Here is a 13,448-nt window from a genome sequence, read left to right as displayed (position 1 = left end):
CGGGCTTTGTCGTTGCAGACAGTTCAAGGACCGGAACCATGGCAGAGCCGCTTTACTGGCACGATATCGAAGATGCCCACGGCCGCTGGAACGGGCTCGGGGTGACGGTAGGCGAGGCCGCCGGTGACAAGCCGCCGCTGTACCTGCGCAGTGGCAGCAATGCCCGGATCAAGCTGATGCACCACCACAACACGCTGTTTTGGGCCACGCCGGTGCGGGGTTCGGGTGGCGTCTGGCTGGTGCGCAATCGGCTGGCCCAGGGGGCTGAGTGCCGGCTGCTGTCGCCCATCGATTCGCCCACCGTCGAGCAACATGCGGCCCTGGCTCCGGCGTTGCGGATCAAGGCCTGGAGCCGTTACTTCGTCAGCCGCCTGAGCGAAAGCGCCAGGCACTTCCTGACCCCCGGCTACTGGCTGGCCCAAGGCCTGTTGCCGGAGCAGGGCCCGCCCGCTCCCGGCCTGGACAGCTGGCGCTTCAGCTCCTCGGCAGAGCCCTTCAGCCACCTGCCCAGCTGGCGCCTGTACGGCGAGGATTTTCTCGACAACCTGCAACCCCAGACCCTGGAGTGGATCGACTGGTGGCACGGCGGCGGCAAGCTGATCGGCCTGCACTCGGTGGACCTGCAGGCTGGGCGCTTGAAGTGGTGGCGCAAGAAGGCCCGGGAAGGCAGCCTGCCGCCGATCCTCTTGTGGTATGTCGGCGGCCTGGCCTCCTATGTGGTGATCGACGGCCATTACCGCTTGCAGGCGGCCATTGCGGAAAACCTGGCGCCGACCTTTATCGTGGTGTGCGCCACCCGCGAACGTCCGACCCTAGCCTGCCCGCAACAGCAGCAACGGGTGCTGGATTCACTGCGCAAACGCGGCGACGCCGTTCCACGCAACAAACTGCTTAGCACCGAGCACCTCAACCAGGTGCTGATCCAGGCCTTCGACGATCGCCCGGATTACCGCAGCGCCACCTACGCCTGGGCCGACCATGAGCCGGAGTCGCAGTGGTGCGAGGAGGTGCGGCAGTGCCTGAGCGAACAAGGGCTGGGCCAGCAGGCGGAGGCGGTGATCGCAAGGCGCGGGTAGGGTGCTGCCGCGTTCGCTGGCAAGCCAGCGCCTACAGGTAGGGAGGGGCACCTGCCGGCGAATGCTATAGTCGCGCCCGTTCGCCCCAGGGCAGGCAATGAACAGGGACCATCGTGGAACAGATTTTCTGGCGTGATATCGAGGATTTGGCGGGCCACTGGAATGGCCTGGGGGTCGATGTACCCGGCCCGGCCCGTGGCAAGCCGAACCTGCGACTGCTGAGCGGCGACAACCGCCGCATGCAACTGGTGCTGGGGGAGCAGACCCTGCTCTGGGGCACGATGTCGAGCTGCCTCTACGGTGTGTGGCTGGTGCGCAATCACCTGCTGGAGCACCTGCCGCAAACCCTGGTGGGCCCCATTGATTCGCCCCAGGTGGAACAACAGGCGGGCCTTGCGCCTAGCCAGCGCTTGAAGGCCTGGAGCCGGTTCTTCGTCCAGCAGTTGCGCCAGCACCAGGCGGAATTCTTCTACCCCGGCTACTGGCTGGTGCGGGCGCTGCGGCCGGCTTCCCACCCTTATGGGCGAGCGCGGCTCAGCGGTATCGACACCTGGTACTTCAAGGGCGGCGACGATGCCTTGAGCCATCTGCCGAACTGGTCGATCGATGGCCGCAATATCCTCGACAACCAACAACCTGGCCCGGCGCGCTGGGTCGAACTGTGGGAGGGCGGTGGGGCGGTGGTCGGCCTGCATGGCGTCGACCCCCTGGCCGGGCGCCTGAAGTGGTGGCGCAAGAAAGCCCGGGAAGGCAGCTTGCCGCCGATCCTGCTGTGGTATGTCAGCGGTTTGAACAGCTACCTGATTCTCGATGGGCATTACCGGTTGCAGGCGGCCATCGATGAAAACCTGCCGCCGGAGTTTCTGGTGCTCAGCTCGCCGCGGGTGTCGAGCTATGCGCCGAACCCGCAGGAGCAGCAGAAGGTGCTGGGGGCGCTGCAGGTGCAGGTGCAGCGCAACAAGCTGGACACGGGGCGCCTGAATCAACTGTTGATCAGCACCTTTGATGACCGGCCGTATCACGGCTTTGGCAGCCAGTCGTGGGCGGCGATTGCTTCGCAGCAGGAATGGGTCGAGCAGGTCAGCGCGATTCTTGCGCAGCGGGATGATCTGGGGGAGCTGGAGAACATCCTCGAGCGCGAGGCGCCTGAGGAATTTCGCTGAGGCGCGTTGTCAGTTGCAGCCTGGGGGAGGCTGTTACTGGGTACATATCCGTTGCTGAGGTCATGGCGGCTTAGGGTTCCGCTTTTACAGCGGGTCACTTTGGAAAAGGCCCAAAGTAACCAAAGGCCTCCTGCCCCCGCATCCGGCGCCTCGCCAAGGCTCGGCGTTCCCTCGCTCCGGCATTGCTCCGGGGGCACGCCGCCACAGGCCATCCATGGCCTGGGGCGGCTAGCTCGGCATCCATGCCGAGCTACCCCCTACGCAATGCCTGTGCTCGGCCTCCTGAAGGGGCAGGACAATCAAGATCAAAAGCCCAAGCGCGTTTTACGCGCTTTTTCGTAGGAGCCGGCTTGCCGGCGAAGGGGCCTGTGAGTGATGCATCGCCCTGGCGGACGCCTTCGCCGGCAAGCGGAACGCCGCCCGGCCAGCTCCTACGGGGGAGGGGTGGGCCGGGAGTGCGCTGGAATGGTGTTTAGTCTCTTTCTTTTGTAAGGCATTTCCGAGAAACTGCGGGCCGCTTGAATGCGCCAGATGGGCGGGCTAGGGTGCTTGGGCCATCGCCAAATCGATGGCTCGGATGTGCAAGTCCGAGCTCTATCTGGTGCACAAACGCTCAGCGCTGATTGAGCGTTTTTCGTGTCCGCCATGTTATGGCGGCCGTACGCGGGAGATCTTCGGATCTGCCGAGAAGCGCCAGTGGACTCGGTCTTGCACCCCTGCGTACGGCTGCCACCCTCATTTCGTGTGCAAGCGAATGGTGTCGGCTCCTTTAATCCACTGGAGTCAACCATGAAAAAGATTGTCCCCGATCCACCCACGTCCTACCGCGATCCCGCCCTTAAAGCCGCCAACGCCACTTTGCGCGTGGCCCTGGCCCAGCAACCGGCAGACCCGGCGCTGTTCCGGCTCAGCACTCAAGCCAGGTCCGTTGCCCCTGATTCTCTGTTCAGCGTTCGTCCGGGCGTCAGTGCCGAAGAGGCCCTGGTGCATATCTCGCTGCTGCTCAAATGCGCCGAGGAGGTCTGCGATGAAATCACCCAGCAGGGCAGCGGGGTCGAGCGCGGCCTGATCTGGTCCATGGTGCATTCCGTGGAGATGGCTCGGGCCGTGGTCGAGGCCTTGCTGGACAGCCGCCGCGGGGCTTGAACCTCAGGATTGGCCAAGCGCCTTTATCGTCCGGGTCCGATTGATCGTGGTGCTTGCGCGCCACAGTCTGTCGGGCCCGGCCAGGGAATCGAGGCGGTTGCCGAGTGCGAAATGCATCGGATATTGATGGAGCTTTCCTACAGAGCAATGGAATGGTCCTGCATATCGGCGAATGGCCAAGGCCGATACTCGGACCGGTTTCAGCACGTGGAAGGGGCCTCAAGGGCGCTTTCAGCGGCTGTCGACTTCCATTTTCTGGCAGGCAAGGGGTATGAGATGAAAATCAACAAGCGTCTATGGGTCACCACGGTGGCATTGGGTATCGCTTCGGCGGCGGTGGTGGCGGTCAAGGACACTGCCCATGGCGAGGTCGCCGGGCCCGCCGCTGCCACGCCTTGCCCGGGGGCGAAGGGGCAGCAGGTGGCGGGCGGTCCGGCCACCCAGGTGGACCTGACCGTGGTGGACGGTGGCGCCGCCGAGACCTCCCGGGACATTCAGATTCATGTGGCCAGTTGCAGCCAGTCCACTGTCAATGCGCGGGTGGAAAGCCTGGCCGGTGCTTCCCGGCAGGGGGCCGATCATTCTGTACCGGCGTCCGAGCCGCGCGGCGATGTGCAGCACCCATCGCACCACGACGGGGCCGCGCGGGTGAATGCCTCGATACCGCAACCGGCGAGAATTGCCGGTTAGTGCGCGGTGCGGTCGGGGCCGTGCTGCCGATGGGCTGAACCCTTGCCGCGCATTCGTGGTTGTCGTCTGTGCATGACTGACTTTGACGCTTTGACATGAGGTTTACGCCGATTGCCTTTGTCGCCGATCTGCCATTCAAGCGGTTGCCCGCAGAGGCGTACCGGGCTCGGGCCCGCCTGCGCACAAGGCCCGGGCAATGCTTGCCAAGGGCACAGGCTCAAGCCTTCCCTGGCCTGTGCCGACCGGCCTGGGCGGGCCGCAGCCGGCCCACTCGAGGCCGGGCCCGGCGTGGCGGGCTGCCGCGAACGGCGGTGGCGCTATCGGTCTCCGGGCTTTTTGACCACCCCCTGACCGCGTGTTAATGCTCGGCGTTTGCCCTGGCAGCGATGGCCGGCTCAGGCCTCGATGCGCCTCTACAAGGCTCATTCACTTCTTTTTGCGATCGATGCCGACCCATGGCGTTGACGCTTCCATTCGGATAGCACCTGGTCGAACAGGTGCATGAAGGATCATGAATATGGCAAGACTGCTACTGATCGATGACCACCCCATGGTGCGCATGGCCGCACGGCTGATGCTCGAGCGTGCCGGACACACCATCGCCGGCGAAACCGGCACCGGGGTCGAAGGCCTCAGCCTGACCCGTGAGCTGCAACCGGACCTGGTGCTGCTGGACCTGGATATTCCCGGCCTTGGCGGCCTTGAAGTGATCAGCCGGATCATGGCCCAGGAAGCACCACCGCGTATCCTGGTGCTCAGCGGCCAGGACCCGGCGTTCTTTTCCGGGCGCTGCCTGCGGGCCGGGGCCCATGGCTTCGTCTACAAACAGGAGGACCCCAACGGCTTGCTGGATGGGGTACGTGCGGTGCTCGCCGGCTACCGCTATTTTCCTGATGCGGCGGTGGCCAGTAGCCGCGCCCTGGGTTCCGATGCCGATGAGGGCGTGCTGCTCGACAGCCTTTCGGACCGTGAACTGACGGTGCTGCGCTACCTGGCCCTGGGCTACAGCAACAAGCAGATCGCCGACCAGTTCCTGATCAACAACAAGACCGTCAGCTCCTACAAGACCCGCTTGCAGGACAAGATCGGCGAGATCAGCCTGCTGGGGCTGATCGACTTCGCCAAGCGCAACGGCGTGGTGTGATCCCTCCCTGGCGTACCCCGCTCTTGAGGTACGCCGAATGGCCCGCGCCAGCCGTTGCTGGCGCAGGGCAGCCTGACTCTTAAAGCAAAAAATCCCCTTCGACGCGGCCTGGCTGCGGGCATCGGCTCGGGCCAGAGGTGCTCAGCCTGGTGCTGATCGCCCCGGCGCATGGGGCGGGGTCAGGCCTGCTCCAGCAGTTGCTGCAAGTCATCGTCGAACTCCAGCATCAGTTGCTGCAACCCGGTCAAGTGCTGCTTGAGCTGCGCTAGCGGCGCACTCTGGCGCCAGGCCTGTTCCAGCTGCTGGCAACTGGCAATCAGGCGCTGGGCGTTGATGATGCGCGCGGCGCCCTTGATGCTGTGGGCCAGCTCGGCGATGCCAGCGTCGTGGTCCGCCAGCAACAGGCGGCCGACCTTTTGCAGGTCTTGGCGGTGGCTGTCGAGAATGTCCAGCAATACCTGGCGCAGCACCTCGGGGTTGTCGCCGGCGAACTGGCGCAGAGCGTCGAGGTTCAGGTGGGGCATGCGTGGCAACTCCGGCGGGAGGGGAGCAGAGCGCGCCAGCTCTTCGAGGGCCTGCTGCAGTTCGTCCAGGGCCATGGGCTTGAACAGGCAGGCGTCCATACCGGCTGCCAGGCAGCGCTGGCGTTCCTCGGCCTGGACTTGGGCGGTGTAGCCCCAGATCGGCAGGGCGCGACGTTGCTGCTGGCGCTCGAGCTGGCGGATCTGCCGGGCCAGTTGGTAGCCATTCATCTGCGGCATATTGCAGTCGGTGATCAGCAGGTCGAAGGTTTCGGCCTGCCACAGTTCCAGGGCGGCGGCGCCCCATTGCGCCGGGCGTGGCTGGTGGCCAAGAAACTGCAGCTGCTTGCACAGCAAACGGCGGTTGGCCGAGTTGTCATCCACCACCAGCACCCGCAGCACTCTGTGGGTGTCGAGCGGCCGGGCCAGTGGGGCGGCCGGCGGTTCCTGGGTCGCCGCTGGCAGTGAGGTCAGCGGCAAGTGCAACCAAACTCGGGTGCCCACCCCGGGGGTGCTTTGCAGTTGCAGGCGCCCGCCCATCATTTCGCACAATGAACGGGAGATCAGCAGGCCCAGGCCGCTGCCGCCATGACCGGCCTGGTGGGCGCCGTGAATCTGGCTGAAGGGCTGGAACAGGCGCTGCTGGTCGGCATCGCTGATGCCCGGGCCGCTGTCTTGCACACAGAGTTGCAGCTGTACCTGGTCGCTGCCGGCGGGCAGCAACTGGGCGCAGATCCGAACCTGGCCCCGCTCGGTGAACTTCAGCGCATTGCTGGTGAGGTTGGAGAGGATCTGCTTGAGCCGCAGCGGGTCCACCAGTACATCGCCCGGGGCGCTGTGCTGGATTTCCAGCTGCAGTTGCAGGCCTTTGCCTCGGGCCGTGGGTTCGAACACCCGCACCAGGGTTTCCAGCAGGGTGCGCAGGTCGGTGCGCTGCGGGTTGAGCTGGAGCCGGCCGCTTTCGATCCGGCTGATGTCCAGGCTATCGCCGAGCAAGGCCAGCAGGCCCTGCGTCGAGTCATGGGCCAGGGCCAGCGACGGGCGATCTGCCTGGCCCAGGTCCGCGCGCTTGAGGGCCAGCTCCAGCAGGCCGAGCACGGCATGCATCGGCGTACGGATTTCATGGCTCATGCTGGCCAGGAAGTCGCTCTTGGCCTGGTTGGCGCTGTCGGCCCGGGCCTTGGCCTGGCGCAGTTGTTCAAGCAGCTGCTGGCGTTGCAGCACCTGGCGACGCATGCCCCAACCCCAGCCCAGGGCCATCAGCAGCAAGAGCCCGGCGCCTGCTGCCAGGCGATAGAGGGTGGGCTGGTAGTCGCGCCACGAAGGTGAGGCAAGGGGCACCTGCCGCCGCCAGTGGTGGCTCAGCTCCATCAGCACATCGGCAGGAATATCGGCCAGGGCCTGTTCCAGGATGGCGAACAATTCCAGCTGATCGCGGCGCACCGCCAGGGACATGACCGACTGCGGCCGATCCAGGGCGGCGCTGAGCTTCAGGTGATTGCTGTGGATCTGCGGCAGCGCGTGGCTGGCGCTGAGTTCGTTGATCAGGGTGGCGTCGGCGCGGTGGTCGGCGAGCATGTCCAGGGCTTGGGGCCGTGAGTCGGCGGTTTGCAGGCGGATGCCTGGGTAGTGCTTGCGCAGTGTCGGCAGCAGGCTGTGGCCAATGGGCAGCACAAGGGTTTTGCCGTGCATTTGCTCGAGGCTCTGGGGCGCCTGCGCCTGATTGCGGGTCACCAGCACATAGGGCGCGTAGAGCAGCGGCCGGGTGAAGTGCAGCAGCGTTTCCCGCTCCGGGCTGCGGGCCAGTGGCGTCAGTACCTGGACCTTGTGCTGCTGCACGGCGCTGTACATCTGCTCGACGTCGTCGAACGCCTGGATCTCGAAGCGCAGCCCGGTCTGGGCACTGATCAGTTGCAGCAGGTCGGCGGTCAGGCCCTGGTAGCGATTGTCCGGGCCGAAATAGGACAGCGGCGCCAGGCCGCGGCTGACCCCCACCTGCACCCGTGGGTGCTCATGTATCCAGCGGCGCTGCTCGATGCTGAGTTCGAGCGGGGTGAGGCTGAGCATGCGTTTGTCGCCCCAGCGCCGGTGTATGCCGATCTGCTGTTCGTGGGGGATCTGCGCCAGTGCTTGGTTGAGCATCCGTCGTAGCTGCGGGTTGCGTCGGGCCACCGCGAAGCTGAAACCGGGAAGCACCGGGGCTTCGCTGCGGAGCACGTGAACCTGCTCCGAATAGCTCAGGTTGAGCAGGAACTGCGCGCTGAGGGAATTGCTCAGCAGCAGGTCGGCCTGGCCGAACACCACTGCGCGCAGGGCCGCTTGCGCCGAGGCATAGGGCATGAGGATGGCGCGCGGATAGAGCTCGCGGACTTTCTCCAGGGGCAGGTAGTCGGGGGCCAGTGCCAGGCGGCTGCCCTTGAGCGGCGGTGCCTGCCCGACTCGGGCCACCAGGGTCGGGGTGTCGCTGACATAGGCCTTGCTCAGCAGCAAGCCATGGGCCTGGGCCTCGAAGGGTGTTGCATTGCCCAGCAGGTCGATGTCCCCGGCCACCAGCGCTTTGAGTGCGGCCTGGCGGCTGGGGTAGCGCCGCACCTGCACCCTCAGCCCCAGCGAGCTGGCCATCAGCTTCAGGTAGTCGGCCGTCAGCCCCTGAAATTCGTGATGGGCGCTGCTGATCTCCATGGGCAGGGCATTGGGCGAGGCGGTGCCCAGCAGCAGCCCCCGCTTGTTGCGCAACCAGCGCCAGTCGGCTTCGGAGAGCTTGAGTTCGCGGTGTTGGGCGGTGCTTTGGCTGATCAGTGTCAGGCGCTCTGCGGCCAGGCTCTGGTGCATGTAGCAACAGCCCAGCAGCAATCCTAGGACAAGGCTGCGAAGTGGCATGGGTACTCCGGGGCGTCACGTCGGACGGGCCGCTGCGCTGTGGCAAGTGGCGACCGATGCGGTGCTATTGATGAGGGGGCTTGAGCGGCTTTCATCCGCGTGGGGCAGGCAGAGGCTGCGGCGCAGGCTCTGCAAACTGGGTTTTCAGACTAATCAGCACGGCCAGGGGGGTATGCAGGAAACTTCCGCGAATCAGAGGGGAAAGTCCTGAGTGACAGCTCGCCTTTGCACGGCCTTCCGACGCGCTGCGGCTGCGCTGAAGCGGCTGTTGGAAAGGCGCTGGGTGGCGTTTGGGCGGAGCAGGGGTTGGGTTTAAATCGTGAAAATTCTGACGCTTTTTGTCGAACAGGTCCGATTGACTGAAGCGCTTCAGCGGCACAGTCTGTCGGACCTTTCTTCGTACACAGGAGACACTCGATGCCTTTCGCGATCATCGACGGACAAGCGCTGCACTACCTCGACCAGGGGCAGGGACCGGTGGTGCTGCTGGCTGGCAGTTACCTATGGGACACGGGCATGTGGGCGCCGCAGATCGAGGCCTTGGCGGCGCAGTACCGAGTGATCGCCGTGGATTTGTGGGGCCATGGCCAGTCCGGGCCGCTGCCGGAAGGCACGGCATCGCTGGACGACCTGGCGCGGCAGATGCTGGCGTTGCTGGATCATTTGTGGATCGAGCAGGCCACCCTGGTGGGGCTGTCGGTGGGTGGCATGTGGGGCGCGCGACTGGCGTTGGCGGCACCGCAGCGGATCAATGGGCTGGTGCTGATGGACACCTACCTGGGGGCCGAGCCGGAGCCGACCCGGCAGTATTACTTTTCGCTGTTCCAGCAGATCGAAACCACTGGCCAGATCAGCCCGATGCTGCTGGATATCGTGGTGCCGATCTTCTTCCGTCCGGGCATCGACCGGCAGTCGGCGCTGTTCCAGGCGTTTCGTGCCACGCTGGCCCAATTGCCGGCCGAGCGCCTGCGCCAGAGCGTGATTCCCATGGGGCGCATCACCTTCAGCCGGGCGGATGTGTTGGATCAGTTGGGGCGTCTTGATGCCGCGAAGACGTTGCTGCTGTGCGGCGATCAGGACCAGCCGCGGCCGCCTGCGGAAACCATCGAGATGGCCGAGCGCATCGGTTGCCCGTATCAGCTGGTGCCCGAGGCGGGGCATATTTCCAGCCTGGAGAACCCCGAGTTCGTGACCCGGGCGTTGCTGGAGTTCCTGGAGGCGCGGCATTCGCGTTAACCCGGTGGCGAGGGAGCTTGCTCCCGTTCGGCTGCAGGGCAGCCGTAAAGCCTGCATCGGGGATGTTCTTGATGCACGGTGCTGCAAAGGGTTGGGGCGGCGGTGCCGCCCAGCGGGAGCAAGCTCCCTCGCCACGGATTTATTTCGGGCCGAGTATCTGCGTCAGCTTGCCCGGGGCCGGGGCGCCTTGCTGCTGTTGCAACTCGCCCTTGTCGTCGAGGTAGAAGATCGCCGGGGTGGCCGACAGCTCCAGTTCTTCCATCAGCTTCATATTGGCGTCGAGCTTGGCCTGCACCGCCGCAGGAATGCTGGCCAGGGGTTTCAGGCTGCTGCCCTTGCCGGCTTTCTCGTGATCCTGCAGGGCCTGTTGCGGGTCCTTGGCGGCCAGCAGCGCGGCGGATTTGCCCGGGCTGTCTTCGCGGATGATGCCCACCATGATGTGCCGCAGCTGCACCTTGCCAGCCTTGACCCAGGGCCGTGCCTGCTCCCAGAACATGTTGCAGTAGGGGCAGTTGGGGTCGCTGAACAGGTAGACGATGCGCGGTGCATCAGCCTTGCCGTCGGCGATCCAGTTGCTCTTGTCCAGGTTGCCCCAGACTTCCTTGGCCATGGGGGCATACACCAGTTTCTGCAACGGCTCGGCGCTCAGGTCCTTGCCGTCGGCGTCGTACAGGTTGCCCAGCAGCACGTGCTTGCCGTCGGCGGTCAGGTACAGGGTCATGCCGCGGTTCTGGTATTGCGCGGCATAGCCCTTGAGGCCATCCGGGGCGTCGAAGCTGCCGATGATCTTGGCGCCTTTTTCTTCGATCTTGCGGATCGGCGCAGGCAGCTCCTCAGCGTGCAGCAGCGGGACGTTGAGCAGCGCCGCGCCCAAAGACAGGCTCAGCAGGTGGCGGATGAAGGGCATGGCAGTTTCCTTGAAGGGGCGACCGGAGTCGGATGGGCACCGTCGAAATTTTCCAGGGCCCGGGCCAGGCTGGCCTCGGACAGTTCGCCCAGATGGCTGCCCAGCAGGCGGCCATCGGCGCTGTAGAACAATGTGGTGGGCAGGGCCATGGAGCCCACGGCCTTGCCCAGGCGGCCACTGCCATCGAACAGCACGTTGTCCAGGTTGAGGTCCTGGGTGGCGAGGTAGGTGGCGACGCTTTGCATGCTTTCGGCCTGGTTGACGAACAGGAAGGTCAGGTCCGGGCGTTGTTGCTGGGCTTTTTCCAGCACCGGCATTTCACGCCGGCAGGGCGGGCACCAAGTGGCCCAGAGGTTGATCACCAGCGGGCCACCCTGGTAGTCGGTGAGTTGCACGGTATCGCCGGCGGCGTTGCGCAGGGCCACCTCCGGCAGGCGCGTGCCCTGGTCGTAGAGGGTCAGGCCCAGGGTGGCCAGCAGCCAAAAGGCCAGGCCGCTGGCCACCCCGGCACCCAGCGGGCGGCGCAGGGACGGGCGTTTCCAGCCCCAGGCCAGGGCCGCCAGGAGCATGACGATGACCCCCGGCCAGGCCAGGAAACCGCCATCGCGCAGGTCGATGATCATCCACAGGTCGTGCTGGTAGTGCTTCCAGTAGGCGAGCACGAAGCTGACCCGGGCGGCCAGCATGCCCAGCAGGAACAACGAGAACAGCACCGACTCGGGGTTGTCACCGCCGCGCTTGGCCACCCGCCAGCCCACCAGGGTGGCCAGGGCCAGGGCACTGATCAGCAGCAGGTGGTTGAGGGCGATGGCGAAGGTGCCGATGGTAAAGGTCAGCATCAACGGGCTTCCCGGGTCTGGGTCCAGCGTTGCAGGAAGGCCGCGGCATCCACTTCGCCGGTGATGCGCTGGCTGCGGCGTTCGCTGCCATCAGGGCCGATCCACAGCATGCTCGGTGGCCCCGGCACCTTGTAGCGGCTCAGCAGTTCGCGGCCGTCGGCGTTGTCCAGGGTCACGTCCAGGCGCAGCAGGCGCACGTCCTTCAGGGCGTCCAGCACCTGGGGTTGGCCGAACACGGTTTTTTCCATGATCTTGCACGACACGCACCAATCGGCGTAGTAATCCAGCAGCACCCACTGGCCCTGGGCCTGGGCGCTGTCCAGTGCGCTTTGCAGCTCGGCGGGGGACTTGACCGTGGTGAAGGCATCGTGGGCCGTGACGCTGTTAGCGCCGCTGCCACCGCTGTAGACCTTGAGCGGGTGCCACAGCTCGTCGCTGCCACCGGCGGCGCCCACCAGCAGCAGGCTGCCCCAGACCCCGAACAGCACCGAACCGGCGCCGAAGGCATGCAGCAAGCGGCCGGCGATGCCCCGTTGCTGCCAGGCACAGTAGGCCAGTACCAAGGCCAGGGTGCCCCACAGGCCAATCCACAGGCTGGCGCCCAGCACCGGGCGCAGCATATAGATGGCGGTGCCGAGGAACAGGAAACCGAACACGCCCTTGAGCAGGTTCATCCAGGGGCCGGGCTTGGGCAGGAAGCGGTTGCCTACCATTACCAGCAGCAACAGCGGCAGGCCGATGCCCAGGCCCAGGGCGAAGAGTGCCAGGCCGCCGAACAGGGCGTTGCCGGTCTGGGCGATATACAGCAGGCCGCCGGCCAGGGGCGCGGTCATGCACGGGCCCACCAGCAGGGCGGAAAGGGCACCGAGTGCACCGCAGCCGATCAGGCTGCCGCCCTGGCGCTGGCGGCTGGCGCCTTCCAGGCGGTCGCGCAGGAAGGCCGGCATCTGCAGTTCGAAGAAGCCGAACATCGGCAGCGCCAGCAGCACGAACAGCGCGGCGAAGCTGCCCAGCACCCAGGGTTGCTGCAACCAGGCTTGCAGGTTGCTGCCCAGCAGGGCGGCGATCACCCCCATGCCGGCGTACACCAGGGCCATGCACAGCACATAGCTTGAGGCCAGGGCCAGGCCGCGACGCGGGCTGGCGCCGCTGCCCACCACCATGCCGGCGAGGATCGGCAGCATCGGCAGCGAGCAGGGGGCGAAGGCCAGCAGCAGGCCGAAGCCGAAGAAGGCCAGCAGGCCCAGGCCCCAGGATTTCTGCTGCAGTTCATTGGCCAGCAACTGGTCCTGGGCGGCGGCTGCGGCTTGGCCGGCAGCGGCGGTCGCCACGGGTGCGCCGCCCAGGTCCACTTCCAGGGTTTGCGGCGGGTAGCACAGGCCGGCGTCGGCGCAGCCCTGCCAACCGAGCTTGACCTTGCCGCTGGCGGTTGCCGGCAGCTTCACTTCCAGGCCCTGGCGGTACACCGTCTGCTGGCCGAAGAACTCGTCACTGTGGTCTTCGCCGGCCGGCAGTGCAGGTTGCTGCTCTGGCGGCAGGCCGTCGAACTTCAGGCGTTTCTGGTACAGGTAGTAGCCGTCGGCGATCTGCCAGAACAACTGGGTTTCGCCGGAAGGCAGGCGTTCGGAGCTGAACACGAAGGCCTGGCCCACCGGCAGGAAGTCGGGCTTGACCTCGAACGGGTTGTTGCCGGCTTGCGCCAGGGTGGTGAATAGCATGAACAGCAGAATCAACAGTCGACGCATGGTCAAGCCTTAAGCCGGTGCAATTAACGAGCACAATGGTCGGTTCTGATTAACCGATGATTAACCCACCTGGCTTGTGGCCCGTGAGTGGCAGGCATAAT

General features: G+C 65.7%; 10 protein-coding genes. 6 read left to right on the top strand and 4 right to left on the bottom strand.

What is annotated here, in order from left to right:
• Positions 1–38 precede the first annotated feature (38 nt).
• The 5 genes from J4P02_RS12680 to J4P02_RS12660 all read left to right on the top strand — a co-directional run bounded on the left by J4P02_RS12680 (position 39) and on the right by J4P02_RS12660 (position 5,219).
• Positions 39–1,076 carry a hypothetical protein gene (locus tag J4P02_RS12680; RefSeq protein WP_426190666.1) on the top strand — a complete coding sequence of 346 codons (1,038 nt, stop codon included), beginning with the start codon at positions 39–41 and terminating at the stop codon, positions 1,074–1,076.
• Positions 1,077–1,189: 113 nt separating this feature from the next.
• Entirely contained in the window at positions 1,190–2,239 is a 1,050-nt protein-coding gene (locus J4P02_RS12675) for a hypothetical protein (RefSeq protein WP_426190664.1), read from the top strand.
• A gap of 789 nt (positions 2,240–3,028) precedes the next feature.
• The gene (locus J4P02_RS12670; RefSeq protein WP_426190662.1) at positions 3,029–3,385 is read left to right on the top strand and encodes a DUF6124 family protein; all 357 of its coding nucleotides are present in this window, start codon (positions 3,029–3,031) and stop codon (positions 3,383–3,385) included.
• Between the two features lie 276 nt (positions 3,386–3,661).
• On the top strand, positions 3,662–4,075 hold the full coding sequence (locus tag J4P02_RS12665; RefSeq protein WP_426190660.1) for a hypothetical protein: 414 nt from the start codon (positions 3,662–3,664) through the stop codon (positions 4,073–4,075).
• A 517-nt stretch (positions 4,076–4,592) separates the two neighbouring features.
• Positions 4,593–5,219, top strand: a complete 627-nt coding sequence (locus J4P02_RS12660; protein ID WP_426190658.1) for a response regulator — start codon at positions 4,593–4,595, stop codon at positions 5,217–5,219.
• 179 nt (positions 5,220–5,398) lie between these two features.
• Here J4P02_RS12660 and J4P02_RS12655 read toward each other — a convergent pair whose 3' ends face one another.
• Positions 5,399–8,620 (bottom strand): transporter substrate-binding domain-containing protein, encoded by a 3,222-nt coding sequence (locus J4P02_RS12655; RefSeq protein ID WP_426190656.1) that lies wholly within the window; start codon positions 8,618–8,620, stop codon positions 5,399–5,401.
• A 417-nt stretch (positions 8,621–9,037) separates the two neighbouring features.
• Here J4P02_RS12655 and J4P02_RS12650 point away from each other — a divergent pair, with 417 nt between their 5' ends.
• Positions 9,038–9,856: an alpha/beta fold hydrolase gene (locus tag J4P02_RS12650; protein ID WP_426190654.1), complete on the top strand. Its 819-nt coding sequence runs from the start codon at positions 9,038–9,040 to the stop codon at positions 9,854–9,856.
• 139 nt (positions 9,857–9,995) lie between these two features.
• On the opposite strand, the gene dsbG is transcribed toward J4P02_RS12650, so the two are convergent.
• From dsbG to dsbD, 3 genes are read right to left on the bottom strand one after another with little or no spacing between them, the layout of a single operon-like run.
• Complete coding sequence (gene dsbG, locus J4P02_RS12645; protein ID WP_426190652.1) at positions 9,996–10,763, bottom strand: thiol:disulfide interchange protein DsbG; 768 nt, start codon at positions 10,761–10,763, stop codon at positions 9,996–9,998.
• A complete protein-coding gene (locus tag J4P02_RS12640; RefSeq protein ID WP_426190650.1) occupies positions 10,739–11,602 on the bottom strand; it encodes a prolipoprotein diacylglyceryl transferase family protein in 864 nt (287 codons plus the stop codon). Before J4P02_RS12640 ends, dsbG begins: the two co-directional genes overlap by 25 nt.
• On the bottom strand, positions 11,602–13,347 hold the full coding sequence (gene dsbD, locus J4P02_RS12635; protein ID WP_426190648.1) for a protein-disulfide reductase DsbD: 1,746 nt from the start codon (positions 13,345–13,347) through the stop codon (positions 11,602–11,604). Before dsbD ends, J4P02_RS12640 begins: the two co-directional genes overlap by 1 nt.
• Between the last annotated feature and the right edge of the window lie 101 nt (positions 13,348–13,448).

Source organism: Pseudomonas sp. NFXW11, assembly GCF_049887815.1.
Lineage (GTDB): Bacteria > Pseudomonadota > Gammaproteobacteria > Pseudomonadales > Pseudomonadaceae > Aquipseudomonas.
Note: the sequence above shows the minus strand (reverse complement) of the source record. Positions and strands in the feature narration are given on the sequence as shown.

Bases quoted from the DNA above. Each gene is read 5' to 3' on its own strand.
- J4P02_RS12680 (WP_426190666.1), top strand. From the start codon at position 39: ATGGCAGAGCCGCTTTACTGGCACGATATCGAAGATGCCCACGGCCGC.
- J4P02_RS12670 (WP_426190662.1), top strand. From the start codon at position 3,029: ATGAAAAAGATTGTCCCCGATCCACCCACGTCCTACCGCGATCCCGCC.
- J4P02_RS12665 (WP_426190660.1), top strand. From the start codon at position 3,662: ATGAAAATCAACAAGCGTCTATGGGTCACCACGGTGGCATTGGGTATC.
- J4P02_RS12660 (WP_426190658.1), top strand. From the start codon at position 4,593: ATGGCAAGACTGCTACTGATCGATGACCACCCCATGGTGCGCATGGCC.
- J4P02_RS12655 (WP_426190656.1), bottom strand. From the start codon at position 8,620: ATGCCACTTCGCAGCCTTGTCCTAGGATTGCTGCTGGGCTGTTGCTAC.
- J4P02_RS12650 (WP_426190654.1), top strand. From the start codon at position 9,038: ATGCCTTTCGCGATCATCGACGGACAAGCGCTGCACTACCTCGACCAG.
- dsbG (WP_426190652.1), bottom strand. From the start codon at position 10,763: ATGCCCTTCATCCGCCACCTGCTGAGCCTGTCTTTGGGCGCGGCGCTG.
- J4P02_RS12640 (WP_426190650.1), bottom strand. From the start codon at position 11,602: ATGCTGACCTTTACCATCGGCACCTTCGCCATCGCCCTCAACCACCTG.
- dsbD (WP_426190648.1), bottom strand. From the start codon at position 13,347: ATGCGTCGACTGTTGATTCTGCTGTTCATGCTATTCACCACCCTGGCG.